Origin of the sequence: Dyella humicola, assembly GCF_026283945.1 — a bacterium.
GTDB lineage: Bacteria > Pseudomonadota > Gammaproteobacteria > Xanthomonadales > Rhodanobacteraceae > Dyella > Dyella humicola.
In genome coordinates this window covers 3,035,316-3,059,879 of the sequence record NZ_JAPDPC010000001.1, presented here as the reverse complement: position 1 = coordinate 3,059,879, position 24,564 = coordinate 3,035,316, and the positions used below count along the sequence as shown (strand labels likewise).

The window sequence follows — 24,564 nt, the reverse complement described above, 5'->3', positions numbered from 1 at the left end:
CAGGCGTAACTTGGCAAGTCGTGGTTGGCTTTTGCTTTTGCTTTTGCTTTTGCTTTTGCATTGGCTTTGGGGGTTGCTCTACCGCTCTCCGGTCCCCTATGGCGCGGCGGGTGGGTGGAGGAAAAAGCCCGCAGGGTGGCCGGCAGGGATGCCGGCCAGCTTGGCGTCAGGGCAGGAGGCCCTGTCGACAAACCTCCGTAACCCACCCGCGCACCTGGAGGGCGCAGCCCGGAAGGCGCGCCATCGGGGTGGCCTTTCTCTTGGTTACTTCTCTTTACTCCGGGCATCCTGCCCTCCGCCCTTCGGGCCGGCTTCGCCGTTCACGCGTGCTCCTGCACGCGGGTGGCCACGCAAAGAGAAGTAAACCGGCCTCCGGCAGGAGGACGGAAGCCCGCGGCAGGCGAGCCAGGTCGCGGCCACGTCAAGACAGAGCGAAAGGCGCTGGATGACCAGCTTCGCTGTTGTAAAGCGCCTCCCGCTTTCGCGGGGATGACGGTGAGGGAGTTGAGGGCGGTTCGCCGGGATGACGGTGAGGGGCGTTGACGGCGGTTCGCGGGGATGACGGTGAGGGAAGCGGCGGCGTTTTGCGCTTAGCCAGACATTTGGTCATGGAGAATCACCAGGTACTCGTACAAGCCCGACCGATGTAACCACTCGGTCGGGCCCGCTGTCCATCAACCCGACGACGCCTCAATGCTCATTGATCTGCAGCTTCTCCAGCAGCAGATTGAGCTTGCCCTTCATGGCGTCTTCCGGCCGAGGTCCATCCACCCCATAGAACGCCGTATACAGCACCTCGGGCTTGGCATCCGCCGACACCGGCGTGCCGCCCACCGTGCCGATGAAGGTCATATCGTTTTCGCTGTACGGCACGCCATCGTCCGGGTGACTGCGACGAAGCACCTTGCCCCAGTAGTTGCGGTAGCTGTCGTCCAGGTCGTCGGACGGTGCAATGTGGCGGTTGACCGTGATCTTCTCGGCATTGTCGATATTGGATTTAACCGTGACGTTGGAAACATCCCACACGACCTTGCCGTGGTCTTCGAAGTAGGACATGCCCAGCACCAGCTGGCTGTCCTTGTCGATCTTCTGCAGCGCGGGCGTATAGGAGAAATTTATGCGCTTGGATTGATAGCGGAAGTCGTTGTCGTAGTCGAAGTGGATCGCGATATCTGACAGCACCGCCGGCAGCAGTTCGGTATTGGCGAGATACTCCTTCCACTGCGCCAGCGTGCCGCTGTAGGCGACGTAGAAGAAGTTGGTGAGGGCCTTGAGGTCGCCCATCTCTTCATGCGCGGACTTTGCCGTGACGACGCGAACCATCGCGGCGTAGCCATCGGGAACCGGAAGCATGAAGGCGATGAGCTTGGAGTTGTCATAGGCCATCGGCCAGACACGTACCTGCCAGTGGCGCTGGTAGGCATCCGTAAACGTCTGTTCCTCGGTGGGCTTGCCCAGCGATGTCACCTTGACCTGCTCCGGACCCACGCGGCGTTGCAGCGGCGCGCCCTTGAGCAAGAGATCCATGACCAGCTTGGGATCGCTATAGAGCTGCTTGCTCGACACGTCATCAGGCTTGCGTAGATGGAACATCAGCTGATTGCCGACGACCGCCTTGGACACGTAGCCGTTGTGCGGGAGCGTGCCCTTGCTTTCGCTGGTGCTGGTGGCCACCCAGGTGCCGCTGCTGTTGCGATGAAGCAAGGTCGGGAACGGGTTGAGAGTGGAGTTGCCATGCAGCATGCGGCTGGAACCCGAGCCTTTCGGGAACATCGTGTCGGCGTTCTCCGCCAACAGGTCGTGCAGCTGTTGGTCGACGTAAGCGTCGTACAGCTTCTGAAACGTCGCGCTGAAATCCGCGAAGCTCTTGGGCAGCGGGAACTGCGCCTTGAACGTACCCGAGTGTTTGTCGTCGATGGCGTCCAGCTGGTACAGCTGGCGCGTGTCCGCGACGGCGAGATCGGCCGGTGCCTTCAGCACCATGTCGATGGGCAAGGCGTAGTTGAGATTCTCGTCGGGCGATTTCATCAGCACGACGCCGATGACCTTGCCATCCTTGTCGAGTAGAGGGCCGCCGCTGTTGCCGGGTGATGCCGCGGCAGAGAAGCGCATCCATTTCCAGCGACCGTTTTCCTCTTCGGGCGTCTGCGAGGTATACAAGCCATCACGAATCACGATGCCGGTACCCAGCGCATTGCCGACGGCGTAGACGACATCGTTCATGGCGGGCTGCGTATTCACTTCCAGCGGCGCGATCTTCGGCGCGTTCTTCAGCGTGAACTCGACAAAGTCTTCCTGCAGCGAGTAGCGCGTGATCTTGTCGATGGCGTAGACGTTGCCGCTGGCATCACGCACGGCCGGTTCGCCCATCAGGTTGCTGATGCCTATCGCCAGTACGTGGCCGGCGGTGACATAGCGGTTGTCACCTACGGCAAACGCCGTGCCCACGGAGTAGTACTTGTCGTTGCGCAACTGGAACGGCAGCTGGTCCAACGGCAATGGCTTTTCGTAGGTGAGCGTGTCGTTGACCGGCTTGGGTACCACGACCTCGAACGTCGCTGCCTGCACCCTGGGCAGTACCGCCGGGTCGAGCGTCGCCGCGCCGACCGCTGGGGCGACCCATAGGGCCAGCCAGGCAAGCCAGGCCACCGTGGGCCGCGACGCCAGCCGATGCGGGAAAAGCATTTTCCGAGCGCTGCCTACCCGTTTTTCCATGTCCCGCCCCAGTCGCATATCCGTGACGCCTTGGGGGCGCCATCCCCGGGCCTGCGCCCATTCGATGGGAAGTGTAGCGAAGGTTCTGGCTGGGGAAACGGGTGGATGCAGCTGCCAGGACGTTGCCTCGAATGAGTCGGTGACCGGCCACGCCACGCTGCGCAAAAAAGCGGGCGACAGGCTATAAGCTGGAGCCTTCTTGGTGGAGCCCGCATGTCCCGTTCGATCGCCGCCAGCACGTTCCATCTGCCGCCCGGACCCTGGTCGACGGTGCTCGATGGCTTATGTGCACAGTTTGCGCAAATCCCACGCGCACATTGGCTGGACCGGTTTGAGCGGGGGCGGGTGCAGGATGAGGAGGGCCGCGCCCTGCAGGTGGATGCGCCGTACCGTGCCGGCCTTTGCGTGCGTTACTTCCGCGAGGTGCTGGACGAGGCGCCCATTCCCTTCCACGAGACCTTGCTGCATGTCGACGCGCACCTGGTCGTGGTCGACAAGCCGCATTTTCTTCCGGTCACGCCAGCGGGCGGTTTTGTTCAGGAAACAGTACTGGCCCGGCTCATTCGCACGCTCGACAACCCCGATCTGGTGCCGTTGCATCGTATCGACCGGCATACGGCGGGGCTGGTGATGTTTTCCGCCGATCCGGCCAGCCGCTCTGCCTACCAGGCGTTGTTTCGCGAGCGACGCATCGAAAAGCAGTACCGCGCCTGGGCACCTGCCTTGCCGCAACTGGCGTTCCCTCACGTTCGGCGCTCGCGCATCGTTGCCGGCGAGCCGTTCTTCCGGATGCAGGAGGTGGAGGGCGAAGCCAATAGCGAGACGCGAATCGATGTAGTGGATCGCGCCGGCCACCACTGGCTCTATGCGCTGCAGCCGGTCACCGGCAAGAAGCACCAGCTGCGCGTGCATATGAGCGGCTTGGGTGCGCCGATTCGGCACGACACGTTCTACCCGGGGCTGACGGAGCAGGCGGCGGACGATTATGCGCACCCGCTGCAACTGCTGGCCCAGGCGCTCTCCTTTGTTGATCCGCTGAGCGGCAAACGGCGTCAGTTCAACAGCGAGCGCGAGCTGCTTTCACTTGAGTGAAGGCGTTTGGCCTGGCGGCCAGCTAAAATGCGCTACTACCGATGAGCTGGATATTCCCTGCGTGATGGCTGCCGTGTTCTCCGCTGCTGCTCCCGATGCGGCGCTGGAGGCTTTGTTCGTTCCGTTTGAGACGGGGCTGCTGAGCCTGCCGGCGGACGGGCGCGCGTTATTCATGCGCGCGCGAGATGGCTTCCGTCTGCGCGAGATGGCGCGTCCGGGCTGGGTCTGCGAGCAGAGCTTCAAGCCGTTCGCCGATGCGCTGGAACGCAGCGGGCTGAAGCTGGGTGCGCCCGATAGCGACGAACGTTACCCCTTGGTGCTGGTGTTGCCGCCGCGGCAACGCGACGAGGCGCGCGCGCTGTTCGCACAGGCCATGCGCCGTGCCGCTCCGGGTGGGGTGGTGCTCGCGGCGATGCCCAATACCGAGGGGGCCAGGTCGGGCGAAGCGGACCTCGCTCGCCTGGCCGGCTCGCTGCAGGTGATCTCCAAGCATAAATGCCGCGTGTTCTGGACTTCGCCCTTGGGCGATGCGGCTGGTTCGCAGCTCCTCGACGAATGGTCTGCGCTCGATGCCCCGCGACGCAACGCCGCCGGTTATATCAGCCGCCCGGGCCTGTTCGCCTGGGATCGCGTCGACCCCGCTTCAGCCTTGTTGGCAGCGCACTTGCCAGCCGATCTTTCCGGGAGGCTGGCGGATCTTGGCGCGGGCTACGGCTATCTCGCCACCCAGGTGCTGGCACGTTGTGCAGGCGTAACGGGCATCGACCTGTACGAAGCGGAACGACGCGCGCTGGAGCCGGCACGATTCAATCTGGAAGACGGCCAGCGTGCGTGCGGCAGGCCAGTAACGTTCGCCATCCATTGGCATGACGTGACGCAGGGACTGCCTCATCGTTACGACGTCATCGTCAGCAATCCACCGTTCCATCAAGGCCGCGCCGACCTGCCCGAACTGGGGCGCGCGTTTATCGATACGGCGGCCGCCGCGTTGTTGCCGCACGGACGCCTGTGGCTGGTGGCCAATCGCCATCTGCCCTATGAGGCCACGCTGGCCGCACGCTTTACCGAAGTACGTACGGTGACAACGCAGGAAGGTTTCAAGGTGATCGAAGCACGCGGAGTACGCGCATGAAATTGGTCAAGCTGATCGCCAATCTCGGTTATGGCAGCCGCAAGGACGTCGCGCTGATGTTTCGCGAAGGACGCATCACCGATCCCGATGGCGACGTGTTGTACGCCGATGACAAGGTGCCGCATGAGCACATCCGCGTCGACGACGAACCGCTCGATCCGCCTGCGGGCCTGATCCTGATCATGAACAAACCACTGGGAGCCACCTGCTCGCGCAAGGATCAGGGGCGCGTGGTTTATGACTTGCTGCCGCCACGCTATCGGGTGCGCGATCCGGCACTCTCAACCGTGGGTCGGCTTGATCGCGACACGTCCGGCCTGCTTCTGTTCACCGATGACGGCGCGCTGCTGCATCGGATCATCTCGCCGAAGTCGCGGGTGGCGAAAGTGTATGAAGCCACGCTCGCACAGGATCTGGGTGGCAACGAGGGCGAATTGTTCGCCAGCGGCAGCATGATGCTGGAGTCGGAAAAGGAGCCGTTGGAGCCAGCGATGCTGGAGGTGTTGTCGCCGCGCCATGTGCGCCTGACCCTGACCGAGGGACGCTATCACCAGGTACGCCGCATGTTCGCTGCCGTCGGCAATCACGTGGAAACGCTAACGCGAATTTCGGTAGGCGGTCTCACGCTCGGTGATCTTCCGGCAGGCAAGTGGCGTGCGCTGGACGAGGGCGATGTGGCAACGATTTTCGCGGGGCCGACATCGACCGGTTGAGCGCGACTCAGCCGGTCAGATACTCGCGGCGGCGGGCCAGTTCGTCTTCCCGGCGCGAGTGGGCGCCAGGCTGCCAGGACACCAACTGAAAATGGCCGGAATCGTGGTCTTGAGAAATCCTCGCATCCTGCGTGTCCCGGTGGGGGAGCATCCCTGCTACCAGCTGCATTCCGCGCTCAAAGGCGGAACGGGCAAGAAGCATGTGCATAGTCAGACTCCCGGCTACCCCTGTGTAGCCGCGTGAATGCACTCTAACCATCTTCACCCGTCATATACAAATGCCAACGGTAACTGAACGAGGGCAGCTGCATATTGCAGCGCGGCATGCGCCGTTCACAAAAGTGAAGACGCGACGTCCCTGGCATATTTCACGACAGGTCTTGCATCAAACGAACCCTAGCCAAACATCAGAGCACGACGCTTCACATCGCGGGAATTGGGCGGCACATGCATCATTTGCGTTTCGACAATGCTTTCACTCGTGAACTTCCTGGCGACCCGGAAACGGGAGCGCGTCAGCGACAGGTGCTGGGAGCGCTGTACTCGCGCGTCGATCCGACGCCAGTCGTGTCACCGCGTGTCGTGGCCTATTCACAGGAGATGGCGCGGACGCTGGGTCTGAGTGAGCCTGATATCGCCAGCGCGGATTTTGCAGCCGTATTCGGTGGCAATGCGTTGTTGGAAGGCATGCAACCCTATGCCGCGAACTACGGCGGCCATCAGTTCGGGGTCTGGGCCGATCAGCTGGGCGACGGACGCGCGATCTCGCTGGGCGAAGTCCTCGACGCGCACGGAATGCGTTGGGAGTTGCAGCTGAAAGGCGCCGGTCGCACGCCGTATTCGCGAGGTGCCGATGGTCGCGCTGTCTTGCGCTCCTCCATTCGCGAATTCCTCTGCAGCGAGGCGATGCATCACCTCGGCGTGCCGACCACACGGGCTTTGAGCCTTATCGTTACCGGAGACGCCGTCGTGCGCGACATGTTCTACGACGGCCATCCGGAGGAAGAGCCCGGCGCCATCGTCTGCCGCGTGGCACCGTCGTTTATTCGTTTCGGCAACTTTGAGCTGCCCGCAGCGCGCGGTGAAATCGAACTGTTGCGGCAATTGGTGGACTTCACCATTCGCCGCGATTTCCCCGAACTGCAAGGCCAGGGGCAGGCGCTGTACGCCGAGTGGTTCGGCCAGATATGCGAGCGCACGGCGGTGATGGTGGCGCACTGGATGCGCGTAGGTTTTGTGCATGGTGTGATGAACACCGACAACATGTCCATCCTCGGACTCACCATCGATTACGGCCCGTACGGCTGGGTCGACAATTTCGATCCGGAATGGACGCCCAATACGACGGATGCAGGCCGTCGCCGCTATCGTTTTGGCCAGCAACCGAATGTGGCGTGGTGGAACCTGAGCCGCCTGGCGATGGCGCTGGCGCCGCTATTCGAAGGCGTGGAGATGTTGCAGGCAGGATTGGATCGCTATGCGGTGACCTACGCCGCCGCGGATCGTGAGTCGATTGCCGCGAAGCTGGGCCTGGCCGAATGCCGTGATGACGACGTCGAGCTGATGCGTGCGTTGCATGTGCTGCTGAGCGACGCGGAGGTCGACATGACGCTATTCTTTCGTGCACTGGGCGATATCGATATGCAGGCGCCATCACTCGTGCCGCTGCGGGAAGCGTTCTACGACGAGGTGAAACGAAGCGATGCGGAGCCCGCGTTTCTCGCGTGGCTGGCGCGCTATGCAGCGCGCGTCGCCGCCGACCCGTTGTCGCTTGAGCAGCGCCGCACGCGCATGCAGAACGCCAATCCGCGCTACGTGCTGCGCAATTACCTCGCGCAGGAAGCCATCGATCGCGCCACGGAAGGTGATTACGACGGCGTCCGCGAATTGCTGGATGTCATGCGCCGCCCCTACGACGAACAGCCAGGCCGGGAGCGTTATGCCCAGAAGCGCCCGGATTGGGCGCGTCAGAAAGCAGGCTGCTCGATGCTGTCGTGCAGTTCCTAACGAAGCGCGCCATCGAGGAACTGCCCCAACTGCGATGCACTGAGTGCACCGGCTTGTCGCGCGACCTCGCGTCCGTCGCGTAACACCAACAAGGTGGGGATGCTGCGTATACCAAAACGCGCGGCCAGGGCAGGTTGCGCGTCAGTATCCACCTTCGCCATCCGCAGCTGCGGTTCAAGCTTGCGTGCTGCCTCGGCAAAGACGGGAGCAAAGCCGCGACACGGGCCGCACCATGGCGCCCAGAAATCCACCACCACGGGCACGTCGCCACGACCGGCCACGGCATCGAAGTTGGCGGTGCTCAGTTCGATCGGTTTGCCCTCGAACAACGGTTGCTTGCATCGGCCGCACGCGGGGTGCTCGCCAAGCCGCTCGTCGGGAACACGATTGAGGGCGCTGCAATGAGGGCATGGGACACTCAGTACGTTGGACACGATGGACTCCAGGTCCGAAACTCACTGGCACATCAAATGGTGCTGGCGCGGTGTCGAAACAAGGTGTGCATGGGCGGCCCACAATGAATGCACGCGGCAAAAAATGCGGCAAGCGCAAGCCGATGCATGCTCCAGCCATCCGCTGTGTGGTGGCATTGCTGGGAGCGTGCTGGACCTTGCCCAACACCTTGCTGGGCTTGCTGGTTGGCGTGGTCTGCCTCCCGTTTGGGGCGCGCTTGCAGTGGCGCGGTCGTGAGTTGGCGCTCGCGTTTCGTCGCATGCCATGGCGCGGTGCTGGCGGCGCCTTGACCCTGGGCAACGTGATTCTTTACACGAGCGATGAGCTGGATAGTCCCTGCTATACCTACGCGCATCGCGCGGGCGAGCGCCGTGAAGCCGTTATTTCGCTGGCTGACCACGAGCGAGCGCATGTCTACCAGTTCATGCTGCTGGGCCCGCTGTTTCTTCCGGTGTACCTGCTCTGCGGTGGCGTAAGCGCGCGCAATCCGTTCGAACGCTCGGCAGACCGCTATGCGCAAAGTGGACGAGGGTGGTGGCCTTCATAGGCGTCCTGAGATGGCGTTGGATAGGCCACGGCGGGGGAGTCGCGGCGGCGGACGGCATCCCCGCTTTGCTTATGGGCCGCTGCCGCCGTTATTGCTTGGCGCGGGTCGTGGTTGCGGTCGGGGCGCGTGGTTATCGCCGGGCGGCCGGTTGCCCTGGTTAGGTGGCGGGCGGCTGCCACCTGGGGGCGGCTGTCCAGGATTCGTCGGTGGTCGATTGCCCTGGCTGGGCGGCCGGTTGCCCTGGTTCGGCGGCGGGCGGCTGCCGCCTGGAGGCGGTTGCCCAGGATTCGCCGGTGGCCGGTTGCCCTGGTTGTGTGGTGGGCGGCCCTGGTGCGGCGGCTGCGTGGCGATGGGCGGCGGACGCGCGCCAGGATTCGGCGGTCGCGGCGCCTGACCGAGCGGCGGCCGATAAGCCGGCCCGGGCGGATAGGCGACCGGGCCCGGCGGGCGATAGCCCGGCAGGTAACCCGGTGGGCGCGGTGGCGGTCGGGTCGGGTAGGGGCGGCCGTACCAATAGTCGCGATTTCGATAGAACGGCCGGTCCCGGTAGTAACTGCCCCAATACGAGCCGATCGCGAACGCGACGATCGGAATGCCGATCTGCGCACCATAGTCAGCGATGATCACCGGCTGGCTCTGATAGAAGTACTGCACAAAGGTGCCGGGCACCCAGCCACGCATGCCCATGGTGATGACGTCGCACCATCCCCAGCCCGCGGTGCATCCCTGCACGGCGACACTGGTCCCGGCGGGCAATTGCGCGATGGTGGGGTAGCCCGGATCCGGTCCTGCGTACAGATCGGTGTAAGCGGTGAGTACACCGTTCAATATTTGCGCGAAGGCGGGAGTGGCCACGCCTAGCGACAGCAAGACAGTGCAGACGAATCGCTTCATCGACGCATCTCCGGGTAGACGCAAGCAGGAGACTGCGCCGCCGGCGGAGTCGACGTCAATGCAAACGGCGCGTTTGCTGCGCGCGATTAGCTAGCTGTTCAGCGCGCCGTCTTGCGCTGTTGCCAAGGCTGGACAGGTCATTCAGCGCCGCAACGGCACGGCGCCACATGGCAAGGCTTCGGTGCCGTCACAGGCACGGGCCAGACGCTGCACGCCGGTGCGTTGGAGGCCATCATGCGGCCCGTTTCACGCGATTTCGGCCAACTGTCCCTGCACCTCGTTGATGGAGTGGCGAATGCGCTGACTGAAGATGGAGTCTTCATGGTGGATCAGCACCAGCCGCTCGGTTGCGCGGGTCATGGCGACATAGAGCAGACGTGCTTCGTCGACCTCGTCCTTGCCGGGCTTCGGGAGCGAACCCAGACCGGGGATGATCACCAACGGAAATTCCAGCCCTTTGCTGGAGTGCATCGTCACCAGTTTCACCGTGTCGTCGACCACGAACAGCGAACTCTTGCCGTTGCCCTCCGCGAGGCGGCTGGGTATCTGCGCGCGCTGCAAGGCCTCATGCAGCTTCTCACCCTCCCAGCCATTGCGGAAAATCACCGCCATGTCGGACAGGCGACGCCCGCCTGCGTGTTCGTCACGCAGTCGTTGGATGATCGCTGGCAGCTGGTCTTCCATGCGTTCCACACGGATCAGCTCCGGCAGCGCGCCGCGACGCCCTGCGCTTTCGGGTGCGATCAGCGGTACGCCGTCGTCCTCTTCTGCACGCCCGAGCAAGAGTTCGTTGGCAAAGCCGCGTGCCACCGAAAGGATCTCCAGCGTGTTGCGATAGTTGAGCTTCAAGATGGTGGTGCGGCCCTGCGCCTGCACGCCGAGGCTCTTCCAGCTGAGCTTCTTGCGGCTGGCCTGGCCGTAGATGTTTTGCGCATCGTCGTACAGCACCAGCAGCGAATTGGTCTGGGGGTCGATCATCTGCACGATCAGCTTGTACCAGTCCGGCTCGAAATCATGGCCTTCGTCGATCAGCACGGCACCATACTGAAAGCGCGGAATCTGTCCGCTGTCGACGCCGGCAATCACCGCCGGCGGTAGTTCCTCGGCGTAGTGCGGCCCGTCCGCCGGCAGCGGCACGTGGTAGGCCGTGAGCATGCTGCGGCACCACTTGTGGAAGTTGTAGACCTGCACCTTGTCGCTGAGGCCGCGCTCGCCCATCAGCTGGTCCAGCCGTGCCGCCAACGTCTTGTTGTAGCAAAGCACCAGGATCGGCTTGGACAGGGCGCGCGCCAGTTGCATCGCGCGAAAGCCGAGGATCATGGTCTTGCCCGAACCGGCCACGCCATGAATGATGCGGTGCTCGTCGCCAAGTGAGCGCGCCAGCAGTTCCTGCTGCGCATCCATGACCTTGACCAGGTCGGGGATCTCGAGTGTCTTCGCACTGCTGCGGTCACCCTGCGCGAACAGGCCGAACTGGCCCTCGCCAAGCTCCACGCGAATGTCCGGAAACAGGTGCCAGCGCACGCGGTCGATCTGCGGCAAGGTCAGGGCCGTAGGGAAGATCTGCGGGAACATCGCCCACAGCCGCTCCTGGAATGCCTCGGGCTCCACCGCTTCGTACATCTCGTCCTGGCAGATCACCAGGTGCGCGGGAATCACTGTCTCAAGCTGTCCCGCCTCGAATTGCTTGCGGCTGATATTGGCCAGCACCAGGCCGTAGCCCCAGGGCATCAGCAGCTTGCCCTCGTATGTGTGGCCAGGCGGGTGACGCAGCGCAGGGTCGCGCTGCAGCACCTTGCAGATCTCGTTGGCGTAGTCGCGCGCCTGCATCAGCGGGTTGTGCTCCTTCACGCTGCTGTTCCCGGCAAGCAGGGTGAACTGGGTGCGGTCGGCCTGCTGGATGGTACCCGGCTTCCAGTCCTTGACCTCCAGCACCAACAGGCCACGGCGTGGATGGAACACGATGAAGTCGGGGCGGCGCTGGCTGGGGCCGACGGCTACGTCGTACCAGAGCAGGTAATCGTCTTCGAGCTTATGTTCCAGCCGCTCCGAAAGACGTTTCTCGCCGCTGGTCATCTGCGCCAGACAGCTGTTGCGGGTGGGAATGAGCGTCGCCAATGAGAGTCTTCCTGATGCCTTTGCGTGGCCTGCGCCAGGAGCTCTTCCGCCCCCCTGACGTTCCGATCCGGGCGACGTTAGCCGATCGGCGCGGCCTGTCAATCGCAAGGCTTCGCTCGTGCGGGGCCTAGTCCCAGCGTTGCAGCCCCTCGGCAGGGACGCCCACGCGCGCGCATGCGCGGCTGGCAATGCCATCGTGCAGGGCGGCCCGGAAGATGGGCGACACCGACCAAAGCGCGCGCGCCGCGAGCCGCGCCTGAGCGCGCTGCAACGGCGAGCGCTGCAGCAGGGTCTCCGCCCACGATGGCAACAGGGCAGCGCCCGCCTGGAGGAACACGTCACGTGACAGGCCGGCGATAGGCACCGGCAGACGCACGCGCGACAATACGTCCAGCACTTCGCGCGAGCGCCCGCTGAAATGCAGATCGGGTCGGACTCGCCTGAAGTAGTGGTTGACCTGGGCCTCCGACGCCGGCACATCACGCGCGCCCAGCGCTTCGGCGACACGTCGCACCTCGTCGTAGTAGCGATCGGCGGCACCGGCCGGCAAGTTAATGTGGCTGTATCGCCGATAGCCCTGCAGGAAGCTATAGGCCTCGGTCACGTGCACCCAGGTCAGCAGGTGAGGGTCGTCGGCGGAGTATGGACGTCCATCTTCGGCGATGCCTCGAACCTGTCCGTGGATGGTTCTGACGCGCGCGATCAGTGCAGCCGTTTGATCGCGGGGCGCATACGTGGTGCCGCTGACGAAAGACGTGGTACGGCGCAAGCGTCCGATCAGGTCGTCGCGGAAATTCGAGTGGTCCCATACGCCGGCCAGTGCCAAGGGGTGCAGGGTCTGCAACATCAGCGCGGCGAGGCCACCCGCAAGCATGCCCGGAAAATCCGCATGCACGCGCCAAGTGGCGCTGTGCGGGCCGAACAGGCCAGGGTCGCCGTGCGGATGATCGTAATCGACGTGACCTCCGCCGCCACGCGGAAAGGCGCTCAGCACCCAGCGGCGGATGGGTTCTCGGGCCGGCAGGGCCAGCAATGTCCAGGGCGAGGGCATGGCCCAAGTTTAGCGTGTAGTTGCAAATGCATCTTTTGCACGCGACAAATCGCTGTGTTATCTCTATCGCCCATGACGACCACCTCCGCCCGCCAGTATTTTTGGTATCACGGCTATCCGATGCCGCTGGCGGAGGGTTGGGCGCGACTGTCGTAACGACAAGACACCATTCCCGAACATGCCGCCAGCCCACTACTGGCGGCTTTTTTTTGGGCCGCGAGTGGGATCCTCCAGGAGAACACCGTGAACCAGCCCACCGACGATTTGCGCATCCGTGCCCTTACCACGCTCAGCACGCCCGCTGAGGTCATGCGCGATTGCGCGCTGACGGGCCGCGCCGCCAACACCGTCGCTGCTTCCCGCCAGTCGCTGCATGGCATTCTGGCCGGGGACGACGACCGCCTCGCCGTGGTGATGGGTCCATGCTCGATTCACGACACGACCGCGGCCATCGACTATGCAAGGCGCCTTGCCACCCAGCGCGATCGCTACGCCGACGAACTGGAGATCGTGATGCGCGTGTACTTCGAGAAGCCGCGTACCACGGTGGGCTGGAAAGGACTGATCAATGATCCGGACCTGGATGGCAGCTTTCACATCGACAAAGGCCTGCGGCTGGCGCGAGGCCTCCTGCGCGACATCAACGAACTCGGCGTACCGGCCGGTTGCGAGTTCCTGGACATGATCACGCCCCAGTACATCGCGGACCTGGTGGCGTGGGGCGCGATTGGCGCGCGCACGACAGAAAGCCAGGTGCACCGTGAGCTGGCCTCGGGGCTTTCCTGTCCGGTGGGTTTCAAGAACGGCACCGATGGCAATGTCAAGATCGCCGTTGATGCGGTGCAGGCGGCGTCGCAGCCGCATCATTTCCTGGCGGTCACCAAGGATGGCCAGACCGCCATTGCCGCCACCACGGGCAATGAGGATTGCCACGTCATCCTGCGCGGCGGCAGCGCCCCGAATTACGACGCCGTCAGTGTCGATGCGGCTTGTGCCGTCATGGCGCGCGCGGGCTTGGGCGTGCGGGTGATGATCGACGCCAGTCATGCCAACAGCGGTAAGCGGCCGGAAAACCAGCCCGCGGTGGTGGCTGATATCGCAGCCCAGCTCGCCCATGGCGAGCAGCGCATCGTCGGCGTGATGGTGGAGAGCCACCTGCTCGGTGGGCGCCAGGACCTTGTGCCCGGGCAGTTGCTGCGCTACGGGCAGAGCATTACCGATGGTTGCATCGATTGGGACACGTCGCTCACCGTGCTTGAGCGTTTGGCGGAGGGCGTGCGTGCACGTCGCGCGGCATTCGCGCCGCGCAAGCTGGCTGTACGTGTCTGACTGACCGGTCAGCCCCAGCCTTCGCGCGACGTGTTTTCCGGATCGATGGTAAGCGTCAGTCGTGCGACTTGCGCGTTCCCTGCATGGGCAGGCGTCAAGGCGGCGATCGATTGTTCGCCGTGCTGCGTGGTATAGACGTTGTCTTCCTGCAGCGTGGTTCGGGCGATGCCGTGCCGCTGGTAGGGCGCGTTTTCCATCGCGGCGATGCTGGCCTGCTCTTCGAAGAACAGCTGGCCGGTGTGCACGACGTGGCCACCGCGGTAATGGCCATCCGTCAGTTCGCCACCGACATGCAGTTTCATGTGGATGTGGTTGCAGCGCCCCATGTAGTAGCCAGGGAAAATCGTGTGGAACGTCACCGCGCCGCGTGCATCGGCAACCTGTACACCGCGAAGAAAGGTGAGCTCGTCGGTCGTCACGCTCTTCGGCGGATGAGTACCCATGCCCATGTGGCCATCGGCGCCTGGTGGTGGACCCGGCGGTCGGCCTGACGGTGGCGGTCCAGGCGGCGCTCCCATGCCGGGGCCTCCCGGTTCGCCATGGCCGGTAAATCCGGAATATTCGCCCTGCGCATCGCAATGCCACACTTCCAGCGCGGTACCACTGAGTGGACGACAGGTGCGGCTATCGACCACCTCGAAACGAAGCGTGAGTGGCAGGCCGGATCTGCCTTCGGTGACGTCCTGCCGAAACAGCGCGCGATCGAGGTAGTAGGGGCCTTCCGTCTGCTCCGCACTCAGTCGGCACGCCGGTCGTCCGTCGGGCAGCGCGCGCACCATGCGCGACCAAGGCAGTACGGCGATACCGCCGAGGCAGAATTGCACGAAACGACGTCGATTCAGGACGGTCATCGGGAAAGCGCTCGCGTGGAAGGCATGCCATGCGGGGGCACATGGCAGCACCAGACAACGCGGCTCAAGGCGGATGGGATGACAAGGCGATGCGTATTCCAGCCGCCAGGGGCATCCCTAGCTTTCCAGCTGCGCGTCGAGCGTGATCTTTGCCTTCAATACCTTGGACACCGGGCAAGCTTCCTTGGTGGCCTTGGCGATCTTGTCGAACGCGGCGGCGTCGATACCGGGTGCCTTGGTTCGATTCGTCAGGTCGACGGTGGTGATGGAAAATCCATCGCCATCTTTATCCAGCGTAACCACCGCCTTGGTGTCAATGCGCGTCGCTGCAAAGCCTGCCTGTTCGAGACCCGCGGCGAGTGCCATGGTGTAGCAACCTGCATGTGCCGCACCCAGCAATTCTTCGGGGTTGGTGCCGGGGCCGTCTTCGAATCGCGAACGAAACCCGTAAGGCGCATCGCGCAGTACGCCCGTATCCGTCGACACCGTGCCTTTGCCATCCTTCAGACCGCCCGACCAGGAGGCGGAAGCCGCTTTTTTCATGATCGTTTCCTCGCCGTGGGTCACGGATGTCGGTGGAAGTTTGCCGAAATCGTCATGCACGAAACGCGAAAGCCGGATGTCGATACCTTCACGCCGGATTCGCCAACGGATGCTTTAATCTTGCGCGCCCATGTTCCATCCACGGAAGCGTTTCATGTTCGCCGAGATCAATCACAACCCGAGAGAGCATCGTTTCGAGGTCAAGGTCGACGGCATTCCATGCGTGCTCGATTACACGCTCTTGGATGGCGTCATGACGATAACGCATACCATCGTGCCGTCGGCGGTGGGTGGTCGCGGCATTGCCTCGAATCTCGTGCGCACCGCGTTGGACAAGGCGCGTGCAGAGCACTGGAAGGTCGACCCTGCTTGCTCCTATTCGGAGATCTGGATGACGCGCCATCCGGAGTACGCGGATCTTCATGTCTGAAGTACGCGGTCACCCCATCCCCGTGTCCTGAACCTGGCTGGCAAGGCGCTCCACGGGAGCCTGCTGCCGCGGCACCGCACCGAAAACGGAATTAAGATGCGTGATGCCCGAAAGCCGGGTCAGGGAGAGACTGTCTTGGTAATGAGCCGTTCGACCGCAGCAGGGGTTGGTGCATGAACGCCCCGATCGACAAACACAACGAGAACGATGTCGCGGGTCACCGTTGGCGACCCTTGCGCATCCTGCGGGGGCGTCCACGGTTGGCGATTGCCGGCGTCATCTTCCTCGCAGTCGGACTGGCGCTGTGGAACGGCTTTCATCTGCCGCCCTTCACCGCACTGCTACTGGGCTTCGATGTGGGGGCGCTGGTTTATCTGAGCGCGCTTGCAGTGCTCTTCAACCAGTGCACGACGATTGATCAGATGCGACATCAGGCGAAGGCGCAGGATGCGGGGCGCTGGGGCGTGCTGTGGGGTGGCCTGGCGCTCACCGGCATCGTGGCACTGGCGCTGACCACGGAGCTGCATGCGGCCCGTAGTGGTGGCGCCGAGGCATTACTGGTCGCCGCAGCCAGCATCGTGCTGTCATGGCTGTTCATGAATTCCATGTTCGCCATGCATTACGCCCATGGCTTCTATGGTGACTACGGGAAAAAGCACGAAGGGCTGGAATTTCCAGGGACCCAACAGCCGGACTATTGGGATTTTGCTTATTTCGCCATCGTGATTGGCATGACATTCCAGGTTTCGGACGTGCAGATCACCAGTCGCTACCTGCGTCGCGTGGCCCTGCTACACAGCGTGATGGCGTTCTTCTTCAATGTATTTATTATTGCCATCAGCGTGAATATCGCGGCAGGCTTGGCCGCCTAGCCCGTCTTTCGCCCCGGGTGTGCCGGGGCGCATAACCTGCAGCGCTCAGTCGCGAAAATTGTCGAACTGCAAAGGCAGCTCGACGTCGGCCTTGCGTAGCACGGCCATGGCCAGTTGCAAGTCGTCGCGCTTCTTGCCGGTGACGCGCAGCTTGTCGCCATTGATCTGCGCTTCGACCTTGAGCTTGGCTTCCTTCAGGCTGGCCACGAGCTTCTTGGCCACGGCCTGTTCGATACCCTGCTTGACCGTGATCTTCTGGCGGGCGCCACCCAGGTTGGTATCCGGGTCTGCAACGTCGAGCGCGCGAATATCGATCTTTCGCGAGGTCAGTCGACCGCGCAGGATGTCCAGCATCTGCTCCAGCTGGAACTCGCTGGGGGCGCTCTGGGTGATCACGAACTGGTCCAACTCGAACTTGGCGTCGGTGCCCTTGAAATCGAAACGACTGGCCAGCTCTCGGTTGGCCTGGTCCAGGGCATTGGTCAGCTCGTGCTTGTCGACTTCGGAAATCACGTCAAAGGAAGGCATGATGGCGGCTCGGTGAACAGTGAAGACCATGCAGTGTAAGCGATGTGGCGCCGGCTGTCGGATAATGCACGACTTGTGCAAGAGGATTGGGTGATGACGGCGGTGCAGGCGTGAAGGTGGATGTGCTTATCATTGGCGCCGGTGCCGCCGGGCTGATGTGCGCGATAGCGGCCGGCCAGCGTGGCCGGCGTGTGCTGGTGGTGGATCATGCCAACAAGGTCGGCAAGAAGATCCTGATGTCCGGTGGCGGGCGCTGCAATTTCACGAATCTCGGCGTCACCCCGGCCAGCTACCTCTCGGCCAATCCGCACTTCGCCAAGTCGGCACTGGCGCGCTATACGCCATCGGATTTCATTGCGCTGGTCGAGAAACATCGCATTGCCTATCACGAGAAGGAACTCGGGCAGTTGTTTTGCGATGACTCGTCCAAGCAGATCGTTCGCATGTTGCTGGACGAATGCCACGAGGCCGGCGTACGTATCGAAACGAGCTGCGGTGTCGAGCGGGTGCGGCGTTCGCAGGAAGGGTTCAGCGTGATCACGGCGCGTGGTGAAGTGCATGCCGAGTCCCTGGTGGTCGCTTCCGGCGGCCTGTCGATTCCCAGCATGGGTGCCACCGGCCTTGGCTATGACATCGCCCGACAATTTGGCCATGCCGTGTTGCCGGTCAGGGCAGGGCTGGTCCCGCTGACCCTCAGCGGCAAGCATCAAGAGCACTATCAGGACCTGGCCGGCGTGGCGTTGCCCGCGGTGGAGGCACGCGTGGGCAAGCGCTCGTTCCGTGCTGGCATGCTGTTCACGCATCGCGGCATCAGTGGGCCGGCGATCCTGCAGATTTCGTCCTACTGGCAAGCAGGCGACGATCTGCGTATCGATCTGCTGCCTGACCAGGATGCCGCGGCGTGGCTGCAGTCACAGCGAGTCGCGCGGCCCGCCGCCGAACTGAAGAACGTACTGGCTGACGTGCTGCCAAAGCGTCTCGCCCAGAGGTTGTGCGAGCTATGGTTCGAGAGTCGCCCCATGCGCCAGTATCGCGAGGGGGAGCTGGCGAACATCGGTGCCCAGTTGCACGACTGGCCCATCGTCGCCAGTGGCACCGAAGGCTATCGCACGGCGGAGGTCACCCTGGGCGGCGTCGATACCGACGGTCTTTCCTCGTCGACCATGCAGTCGAAACTCGTGCCCGGCTTGTTCTTTATCGGCGAAGTGGTCGACGTCACGGGCTGGCTAGGTGGTTACAACTTCCAGTGGGCATGGGCGTCCGGGCAGGCCGCCGGTGAGGCGGCCTGAGCGCCCGTTTCGCACGACTTGAACACCGCAGGTGTTTCACTCCCCCGGTGCACTGACTGCAGGAGCTCCCCATGAAAGTCGGCTTTATCGGTCTTGGAGCCATGGGCAGTGCCATGGCCAGCAACCTGATCAAGGCAGGTCACGAAGTGACCGTGTGGAACCGGTCACCGGGAGCGACCGAGCCGTTGGCCTCGCTCGGCGCCAAAGTGGTCAGGAGTGCAGATCGCGCGGCGCAAGGCGAAGTATTGTTCAGCATGCTGGCCAACGATCAGGCCATGCGCGACGTCCTGCTTGTCGGTGGCCTGCTCGATGGCATGGATCAAGGCACGGTGCATGTGAATCACGCCACCATTTCCGTCGCGCTGGCGAAGGAGCTGGCTGATGAGCATGCCACGCGCGGGATCCAGTATGTCGCCGCGCCGGTGTTTGGTCGTCCCGACGTGGCCGCGGCGGGCAAGCTGAATATCCTGGCCGCAGGCAAGCCGATGATCATTGAACGCGTACGGCCCTTGCTGGAAGCGATGGGCAGTCGCATCTGGCCGCTGGGCGACGCGCCGGAGCGCGCCAACGTGGTGAAGATTGCGGGCAATTTCATGCTCGGCGCAGCGATTGAAAGCATGGCCGAGGCATCGGCGCTGGCGCGGGCGCACGGCGTCAGTGCGGGCGATTTCCTGGAGGTGATGACCGGCACCTTGTTCGCCGCACCGGCCTATCAGGGCTACGCCAAGCTCATTGCAGCGCAGCGCTATAAGCCAGCTGGATTTGCGCTGCCGCTGGGCTACAAGGACATCGGTCTTGCCTTGACTGCCGCTGACGCTTTGCGCGTGCCACTACCGTTGGCGGGCTTGCTGCGCGACAGCCTGCTCGAAGCGCTTGCCGCGGGCGACGAGGACGTCGACTGGTCGGTGATGGCGGAAGTGGCCGCGCGTCGCGCCCGCCTGGCTGAGAGAGAGCTCTAACGCGCCTGCCGACGCTGGGTGAGCCAGCGGTCCAATTGGTTCGCAAACGCCTGCTTGTCGCGAGCATGAAACGCCGCCGGACCGCCGGTATCAATGCCGGCGCCGCGCAGTTCTTCCATGAAGTTGCGCATGCCCAATCGCTGCGCGATGGTCTCGGCGGTATACAGCTCGCCGCGCGGATGAATGGCCAGGCCACCTTTCTCGATCACCAAGGCCGCGAGCGGAATGTCCTGCGTCACCACCAGGTCATCCGCGCTGACGTTTTGCACGATTTCGTTATCGGCAACGTCTAGTCCCGCGGGTACCTGGATGGATCGAATGAGACGCGAGGGCGGCGTGCGCAGCCATTGATTGGCTACCAGGGTGACGGGAATCTGTTCGCGCTCGGCGGCACGAAACAGAATCTCCTTGATCGCCACGGGGCAGGCGTCAGCGTCGACCCAAATTTGTGCGTCGGGGTTCAATCCTGGCCGTTCCAGTGCAGGGTGCCGTCAATGATGGTGTGCGTACGCCCGCCAATCCATACGGTGTTGCCATCGATACGTACCACGAGACTGGCGTCGTGACCGATCTCGCGGCCCTGGCTGACCGTGTAACCGCGAGCCAACGGGCCGGTGGGCTCGGCATGGGCTATATAGGCAGCGATCAAGCCGTTCGCCGCGCCGGACGCGGGATCTTCCACCAGGCCGACGCCAGCGGGAAAGGCTCGCACCACCAACTGATAGTCCGGGTGCGAGCTGCGCGCGAACACACACAAGCCCAGGCTGTCGGTGGCGCGCGCCAGCTCGCCAATGGCCGTGTGGTCGGGCTGCCAGCGTCGCAGACAGTCTTCGTCCGAGCACTCGGCCAGCCACCAGTGACGGCCGCCGGCCACGTAGGCGGGCGGCAGCGTACCCAGTTCAATGCCCGTCAGTGCGTCATGCAGCAGCGGGTGGGCATCGTGGCCGGTTTTCTCGACCGTCGCATGGGGTGATTTCAACAGCAACTGGCGCGAATCGCCGCTGCCCTCGATCCGGATGGGCAGCACGCCGGCGCCGCATTCCTGCCACAACACGCCGTCAACCGGGGCGGCCAGGCCGCACAGCAGCACGGCGTGTGCGCTGCCGATGCTGGGATGGCCGGCAAAGGGAATTTCCTTGTGCGGCGTGAAGATACGCACGCGGTAGCTGGCATCCGGCTGCGTCGGTGGCAACAGGAAGGTGGTTTCCACCAGGTTGGTCCAGCGGGCAAAGGCTTGCATGCGAGCATCGCTCCAGCCGCTAGCGTCAGTGACGACGCCCAGATGGTTGCCGCCGCCGCGCGTGGCGGCAAAGACGTCCAGATGCAGGTAACGGATCGACATGGATGTGGTCTACAGGCGTTGGGGGGAACGCGTGAAAGGCGCGAATCATAATCCGGATTGCCCCGGAACGCGCGGTATTTCGCCGCGGGTGGAGTCGACAAGTGGTCCGCGCGCCGCCAAGATGGCGCTCTTTGTCGTCGCCCCTCGGGCCTTCTGGAACACCGAATGATCACCCTGATCATCATTGGCATCACCTGCGTCGTGTCGTTCATGGCGTTCAACAACGCGCGCCTGATGAACGACCTGATCCTGTGGCCGCCCGCGATCACCCGCCATCGCGAGTATCACCGGCTGGTGACCTATGGCGTGATTCATGCCGACGGCAGCCATTTGTTGTTCAACATGATCACGCTGTTCTTCTTTGGTCGGGTCATGGAAGGCCTGTATACGGCCAGCCTGGGCACGCTGGGCTTCGCGCTGTTCTATATCGCGGCGCTGGTGGTCTCGATCCTGCCCACCTACCTGAAAAACCGCAGCAACCCCAATTACCGCAGCCTGGGTGCATCGGGCGCGGTCTCGGCGGTGCTGTTTTCATACATCCTGATCGCGCCGTGGGCGCGCATCGTGGTGCTCGTGCTGCCCATGCCGGCGATCATCTACGCGGTGCTGTATGTGGCGTATTCGGTCTACATGGACCGGCGCGGCGGCGGCAACGTCAATCACAGTGCCCATTTATGGGGTGCTGCGTTCGGCGTGATCTTCACCTTGCTGATTCGCCCCGACGTCTTGACGCACTTCCTTGGCCAGCTCGCGCAGCCGCGATTCTGAAGCGCCTGCGGGCAGGCAAGGCTGGCAGGTAAATATTCCTGGTTCAGTCGTCTGCATTCAGTGGGCACTTAGCCATTGGGGTCTAGCGTAGAGCTACCCACCCCTGAGGCTTCGGTCATGAAACGCATGCTTGCCGGCATCGCCCTGGTGGCCGCCACCTTGGCGATTTCCGGCTGTTACTACGACCCGGGCTATAACTACGTTCGTCCCGGCGTCGCCTATGGTGGCGATGCTTACTACGGTACCGGCGTGGTCTATAGCGGCGGCTACCCGGGTTATTACTACCCGGGCTACTACGGCTATTACGGTTGTTGCTACGGACCGACGGTGGCCGTCGGGGTGGGTGGCTGGTACGGCGGGGGCTACTACGGCCGTTACTACGGGCACGGTGGGTACTACGGCCACGGCGGCAACGGTCACTACGGCGGGCACGGCTGGAGCGGCGGACACGCAGGCCACGGCGGCAACGGCCACTGAAGTCAGTGCACAATGGCGGCATGAGGTTGATTGCCGTGCTGCCGCTCACCAGACCCCTACTTAGGCCCATCGTCGTTCTGGCGGTGGGCTTTATGCTTACCGCCTGCAGCACGATGGGCTACTACGCCCATGTGGCGGGCGGGCAGGGTGCCCTTGTGCTGCATCGCGAACCAGTCGCCAAGGTCATGGATGACCCGGCCACCGATCCGGCGGTGAAGCAGCGGCTGGCATTGTCGCAGCAAGCGCGGCGATTCGCTTCCGAACATCTCGGCTTGCCTGATAACCGCAGCTATACCAGCTACGTCAAGCTCGATCGACCTTATGTCGTGTGGAACGTCCTCGCGACGCCGCGCTACTCCGTTGAGCCGGTCCAGCATTGCTTTTTCATTGCCGGTTGCGTTGCGTATCGGGGCTATTTCGAGCGTGACAAGGCGAAGACCGAGGCAGCACGGCTGGAGGCGAAGGGCAACGATGTCTACGTCAGTGGCGTCAGTGCGTATTCGACGCTGGGCTGGTTTGCCGACTCGATCCTCAGCAGCATGATGCGTTGGGACGACGACGAACTTGCGGGAACGATTTTCCACGAGCTGGCGCATCAACTGCTCTATGTGAGGGACGACAGCGCTTTCAACGAGTCCTTCGCCACCTTCGTGCAGGAAGAAGGCTTGCGCCAATGGCGACGATCACGCGGGTTGCCGCCCCAGGACGATCATGTCAAGGCGCTGGACGATGGGTTCACCAAGCTGGCGCTCGACCTGCGCGATCGCCTGAAGACCCTCTATGCGAGCGGTGCGAACGAACCCGCCCTGGCCGCCGGCAAAGCGCATGAAATCGAGGCCTTTCGCATCCGCTACGCGCAATGGCGTGAGCGCGAGTGGCCGAACGATCACAGCTATGACGCGTGGGTGGCGGCGCCGATCAACAACGCGCGGTTGCTGCCTTTTGGGCTTTATGACCGTTGGACGCCAGCGTTCGCCGTGATGTTCGCGCAGGCTGAGCAGCAGTGGCCTGCGTTCTATGCCAGTGTGCGCGAACTTTCGCGGCTTGCACCGGCGCAGCGTGAAAAAGCCCTGCAACAGCGGCTCGACGCGGCGGTTCCGGTCAATCCGGAAGGCAAGGATGATGCCGGAAGCGCCCTGGGTACGCTTCGCTAGCGGGTTGGCTCACGGCTTGCTGGTTGTCTTGCGGCCGGCCATGTGGCGCAAGTAGGCAAGCAGCGCATCCATATCGCTATCGGACAAGGCCTGCCGGTCAAAACCCGGCATGCGCGCCTGCGGCCATTGGCGTAGTGATTGCGGATCGCGGATATAGGCGCGCAGCAGATCCCCACGCAGGTATTCGGTTGGATTGTGCGGAATGTTCAGGTCTGGCCCGAGTCGCGCATCACCCTGGCCATTGAGCGTATGGCAGGCGAAGCAGGTGCGCTGGAACACCGCAAAACCTTGCTGCACGATGCCATCCATCTTCTGCGCGGGATCGGGCCGGATGCCCGGGAAGCGCTCTGCCACTGGTGCGAGCTTGCGGATGGCGGCCAACTGGTAGGGCCATTGCTCCGGGCCGATCTTCATCGACGACGGATCGGTCCACACCACATAGAACGGCCCCGCATCACCCTTGCCTTCGGCAAGCGCGGGCCAGGGATGCGCCGGCTCTTCAATGGCCAGCCAGGCTTCCGAGCCATGCGCCTGGCGAAAGAGCGCAGCGGGGATCTCGGCGGCGAAACCATCGGTGGCGACGAACAGCAGGGCATCCTGGGCGGAGGAGCCGTCCAGCAACGCCTTGAGTGGAACGGCGCGATAGCGCATGGCGCGTTTGAACGCCACGTCGTCAGGAATGCTGATCGTGCGCGCGTCATCGCGTGCGAGCAATTGCGTGGTGTCGTAAGTCCGCACGCCGTGACCGAGATCGATCTTCAACTCCGCCGAGTGCACGGGGAGGGCGAGGAGTAACGCAATGAAGGACAGCCGGCGCAGCAGCGAGGTCATAGGATTTCCTGTCGTAAGCGCCGCGGATTGTAGGGCCAGGCGAACTTCCCTGCGGCGGGCCTGGATGGGGCCCCGCAGCGACCGCATATGGGTAACATCCCGAGCGCCGCGTTGGCGGGGAAGAAGTCATTATGTTCAATGATTTAGTGGGCCACACGGGCGCGTATCCAGCGCCGTGAGCGGCTCCAGCTTGCCAGAAGCTGAATGAAACCGAGGGAGCCCTTGAACTAGATCAGGGGCGGCCACACTAATGTCACGTATCGCCGTGACGGCGACAAGAAGTGGTGCAGCAAGATCGTGCCACTGGGGGGTCGGTCCAATTCCCCTCTTTGTTTTTTGAGACCGGCCTGACAGAACCTCGGTAGTCCCTCCCCTGACTACCGAGGTTTTAATTTTTCTGGCGATCACGACACGCTCGCATCGCGAGTACCCGGACGGGGATAATCATGCTTACCGCTGCGCCGCGCGC

25 protein-coding genes are annotated in these 24,564 nt (G+C 63.3%); 13 read left to right on the top strand and 12 right to left on the bottom strand.

The window, feature by feature from the left end; genetic code table 11:
• Positions 1-690 precede the first annotated feature (690 nt).
• Positions 691-2,685: a S1 family peptidase gene (locus tag OUZ30_RS13505; protein WP_266182819.1), complete on the bottom strand. Its 1,995-nt coding sequence runs from the start codon at positions 2,683-2,685 to the stop codon at positions 691-693.
• A gap of 243 nt (positions 2,686-2,928) precedes the next feature.
• On the opposite strand from OUZ30_RS13505, the gene OUZ30_RS13500 reads away from it, so the two are divergent.
• From OUZ30_RS13500 to OUZ30_RS13490, 3 genes are all read left to right on the top strand, one after another.
• Positions 2,929-3,807, top strand: a complete 879-nt coding sequence (locus OUZ30_RS13500; RefSeq protein WP_266182818.1) for a pseudouridine synthase — start codon at positions 2,929-2,931, stop codon at positions 3,805-3,807.
• Positions 3,808-3,871: 64 nt separating this feature from the next.
• The gene (locus OUZ30_RS13495) at positions 3,872-4,939 is read left to right on the top strand and encodes a class I SAM-dependent methyltransferase (protein ID WP_266183183.1); all 1,068 of its coding nucleotides are present in this window, start codon (positions 3,872-3,874) and stop codon (positions 4,937-4,939) included.
• The gene (locus OUZ30_RS13490; RefSeq protein ID WP_266182817.1) at positions 4,936-5,652 is read left to right on the top strand and encodes a pseudouridine synthase; all 717 of its coding nucleotides are present in this window, start codon (positions 4,936-4,938) and stop codon (positions 5,650-5,652) included. Before OUZ30_RS13495 ends, OUZ30_RS13490 begins: the two co-directional genes overlap by 4 nt.
• Positions 5,653-5,659: 7 nt before the next feature.
• Here the strand turns inward: OUZ30_RS13490 and OUZ30_RS13485 are convergent, their stop codons facing one another.
• The gene (locus OUZ30_RS13485; RefSeq protein WP_266182816.1) at positions 5,660-5,860 is read right to left on the bottom strand and encodes a hypothetical protein; all 201 of its coding nucleotides are present in this window, start codon (positions 5,858-5,860) and stop codon (positions 5,660-5,662) included.
• A gap of 239 nt (positions 5,861-6,099) precedes the next feature.
• On the opposite strand from OUZ30_RS13485, the gene OUZ30_RS13480 reads away from it, so the two are divergent.
• The gene (locus OUZ30_RS13480) at positions 6,100-7,659 is read left to right on the top strand and encodes a protein adenylyltransferase SelO (protein WP_266182815.1); all 1,560 of its coding nucleotides are present in this window, start codon (positions 6,100-6,102) and stop codon (positions 7,657-7,659) included.
• Here OUZ30_RS13480 and trxC read toward each other — a convergent pair.
• A complete protein-coding gene (gene trxC, locus OUZ30_RS13475) occupies positions 7,656-8,093 on the bottom strand; it encodes a thioredoxin TrxC (RefSeq protein ID WP_266182814.1) in 438 nt (145 codons plus the stop codon). The genes OUZ30_RS13480 and trxC overlap by 4 nt on opposite strands.
• Before the next feature lie 122 nt (positions 8,094-8,215).
• On the opposite strand from trxC, the gene OUZ30_RS13470 reads away from it, so the two are divergent.
• Positions 8,216-8,659, top strand: coding sequence for a hypothetical protein (locus OUZ30_RS13470; protein ID WP_266183182.1), 444 nt, complete (start codon positions 8,216-8,218; stop codon positions 8,657-8,659).
• A gap of 69 nt (positions 8,660-8,728) precedes the next feature.
• On the opposite strand, the gene OUZ30_RS13465 is transcribed toward OUZ30_RS13470, so the two are convergent.
• The 3 genes from OUZ30_RS13465 to OUZ30_RS13455 all read right to left on the bottom strand — a co-directional run bounded on the left by OUZ30_RS13465 (position 8,729) and on the right by OUZ30_RS13455 (position 12,722).
• Complete coding sequence (locus tag OUZ30_RS13465) at positions 8,729-9,553, bottom strand: SH3 domain-containing protein (RefSeq protein ID WP_266182813.1); 825 nt, start codon at positions 9,551-9,553, stop codon at positions 8,729-8,731.
• Between the two features lie 246 nt (positions 9,554-9,799).
• On the bottom strand, positions 9,800-11,629 hold the full coding sequence (locus tag OUZ30_RS13460; RefSeq protein ID WP_266183181.1) for a 3'-5' exonuclease: 1,830 nt from the start codon (positions 11,627-11,629) through the stop codon (positions 9,800-9,802).
• A 169-nt stretch (positions 11,630-11,798) separates the two neighbouring features.
• Entirely contained in the window at positions 11,799-12,722 is a 924-nt protein-coding gene (locus OUZ30_RS13455) for an oxygenase MpaB family protein (RefSeq protein WP_266182812.1), read from the bottom strand.
• A gap of 243 nt (positions 12,723-12,965) precedes the next feature.
• Here OUZ30_RS13455 and OUZ30_RS13450 point away from each other — a divergent pair, with 243 nt between their 5' ends.
• Positions 12,966-14,051 carry a 3-deoxy-7-phosphoheptulonate synthase gene (locus tag OUZ30_RS13450; RefSeq protein ID WP_266182811.1) on the top strand — a complete coding sequence of 362 codons (1,086 nt, stop codon included), beginning with the start codon at positions 12,966-12,968 and terminating at the stop codon, positions 14,049-14,051.
• An 8-nt stretch (positions 14,052-14,059) separates the two neighbouring features.
• Here OUZ30_RS13450 and OUZ30_RS13445 read toward each other — a convergent pair whose 3' ends face one another.
• Entirely contained in the window at positions 14,060-14,902 is an 843-nt protein-coding gene (locus OUZ30_RS13445; protein ID WP_266182810.1) for an intradiol ring-cleavage dioxygenase, read from the bottom strand.
• A gap of 117 nt (positions 14,903-15,019) precedes the next feature.
• A complete protein-coding gene (locus OUZ30_RS13440; RefSeq protein WP_266182809.1) occupies positions 15,020-15,445 on the bottom strand; it encodes an OsmC family protein in 426 nt (141 codons plus the stop codon).
• Positions 15,446-15,599: 154 nt separating this feature from the next.
• Here OUZ30_RS13440 and OUZ30_RS13435 point away from each other — a divergent pair, with 154 nt between their 5' ends.
• A complete protein-coding gene (locus OUZ30_RS13435) occupies positions 15,600-15,875 on the top strand; it encodes a GNAT family N-acetyltransferase (RefSeq protein WP_266182808.1) in 276 nt (91 codons plus the stop codon).
• Between the two features lie 173 nt (positions 15,876-16,048).
• Positions 16,049-16,747 carry a DUF1345 domain-containing protein gene (locus tag OUZ30_RS13430; protein ID WP_266182807.1) on the top strand — a complete coding sequence of 233 codons (699 nt, stop codon included), beginning with the start codon at positions 16,049-16,051 and terminating at the stop codon, positions 16,745-16,747.
• Positions 16,748-16,792: 45 nt separating this feature from the next.
• Here OUZ30_RS13430 and OUZ30_RS13425 read toward each other — a convergent pair whose 3' ends face one another.
• Positions 16,793-17,275 carry a YajQ family cyclic di-GMP-binding protein gene (locus OUZ30_RS13425; protein WP_266182806.1) on the bottom strand — a complete coding sequence of 161 codons (483 nt, stop codon included), beginning with the start codon at positions 17,273-17,275 and terminating at the stop codon, positions 16,793-16,795.
• 110 nt (positions 17,276-17,385) lie between these two features.
• Here OUZ30_RS13425 and OUZ30_RS13420 point away from each other — a divergent pair, with 110 nt between their 5' ends.
• Positions 17,386-18,564: a BaiN/RdsA family NAD(P)/FAD-dependent oxidoreductase gene (locus tag OUZ30_RS13420; RefSeq protein ID WP_266182805.1), complete on the top strand. Its 1,179-nt coding sequence runs from the start codon at positions 17,386-17,388 to the stop codon at positions 18,562-18,564.
• Between the two features lie 71 nt (positions 18,565-18,635).
• On the top strand, positions 18,636-19,523 hold the full coding sequence (locus OUZ30_RS13415) for an NAD(P)-dependent oxidoreductase (protein ID WP_266182804.1): 888 nt from the start codon (positions 18,636-18,638) through the stop codon (positions 19,521-19,523).
• Here the strand turns inward: OUZ30_RS13415 and OUZ30_RS13410 are convergent.
• Positions 19,520-19,987 carry a YaiI/YqxD family protein gene (locus tag OUZ30_RS13410; RefSeq protein WP_266182803.1) on the bottom strand — a complete coding sequence of 156 codons (468 nt, stop codon included), beginning with the start codon at positions 19,985-19,987 and terminating at the stop codon, positions 19,520-19,522. The genes OUZ30_RS13415 and OUZ30_RS13410 overlap by 4 nt on opposite strands.
• Positions 19,984-20,865, bottom strand: coding sequence for a PhzF family phenazine biosynthesis protein (locus tag OUZ30_RS13405; RefSeq protein WP_266182802.1), 882 nt, complete (start codon positions 20,863-20,865; stop codon positions 19,984-19,986). Before OUZ30_RS13405 ends, OUZ30_RS13410 begins: the two co-directional genes overlap by 4 nt.
• 165 nt (positions 20,866-21,030) lie before the next feature.
• Here OUZ30_RS13405 and OUZ30_RS13400 point away from each other — a divergent pair, with 165 nt between their 5' ends.
• The 3 genes from OUZ30_RS13400 to OUZ30_RS13390 all read left to right on the top strand — a co-directional run bounded on the left by OUZ30_RS13400 (position 21,031) and on the right by OUZ30_RS13390 (position 23,264).
• Positions 21,031-21,633 carry a rhomboid family intramembrane serine protease gene (locus OUZ30_RS13400; protein ID WP_266182801.1) on the top strand — a complete coding sequence of 201 codons (603 nt, stop codon included), beginning with the start codon at positions 21,031-21,033 and terminating at the stop codon, positions 21,631-21,633.
• A gap of 117 nt (positions 21,634-21,750) precedes the next feature.
• Positions 21,751-22,110, top strand: coding sequence for a hypothetical protein (locus OUZ30_RS13395; RefSeq protein ID WP_266182800.1), 360 nt, complete (start codon positions 21,751-21,753; stop codon positions 22,108-22,110).
• 92 nt (positions 22,111-22,202) lie between these two features.
• Complete coding sequence (locus OUZ30_RS13390) at positions 22,203-23,264, top strand: aminopeptidase (RefSeq protein ID WP_266183180.1); 1,062 nt, start codon at positions 22,203-22,205, stop codon at positions 23,262-23,264.
• Positions 23,265-23,273: 9 nt separating this feature from the next.
• Here the strand turns inward: OUZ30_RS13390 and OUZ30_RS13385 are convergent, their stop codons facing one another.
• Positions 23,274-24,095 (bottom strand): cytochrome c, encoded by an 822-nt coding sequence (locus OUZ30_RS13385; RefSeq protein WP_266182799.1) that lies wholly within the window; start codon positions 24,093-24,095, stop codon positions 23,274-23,276.
• Between the last annotated feature and the right edge of the window lie 469 nt (positions 24,096-24,564).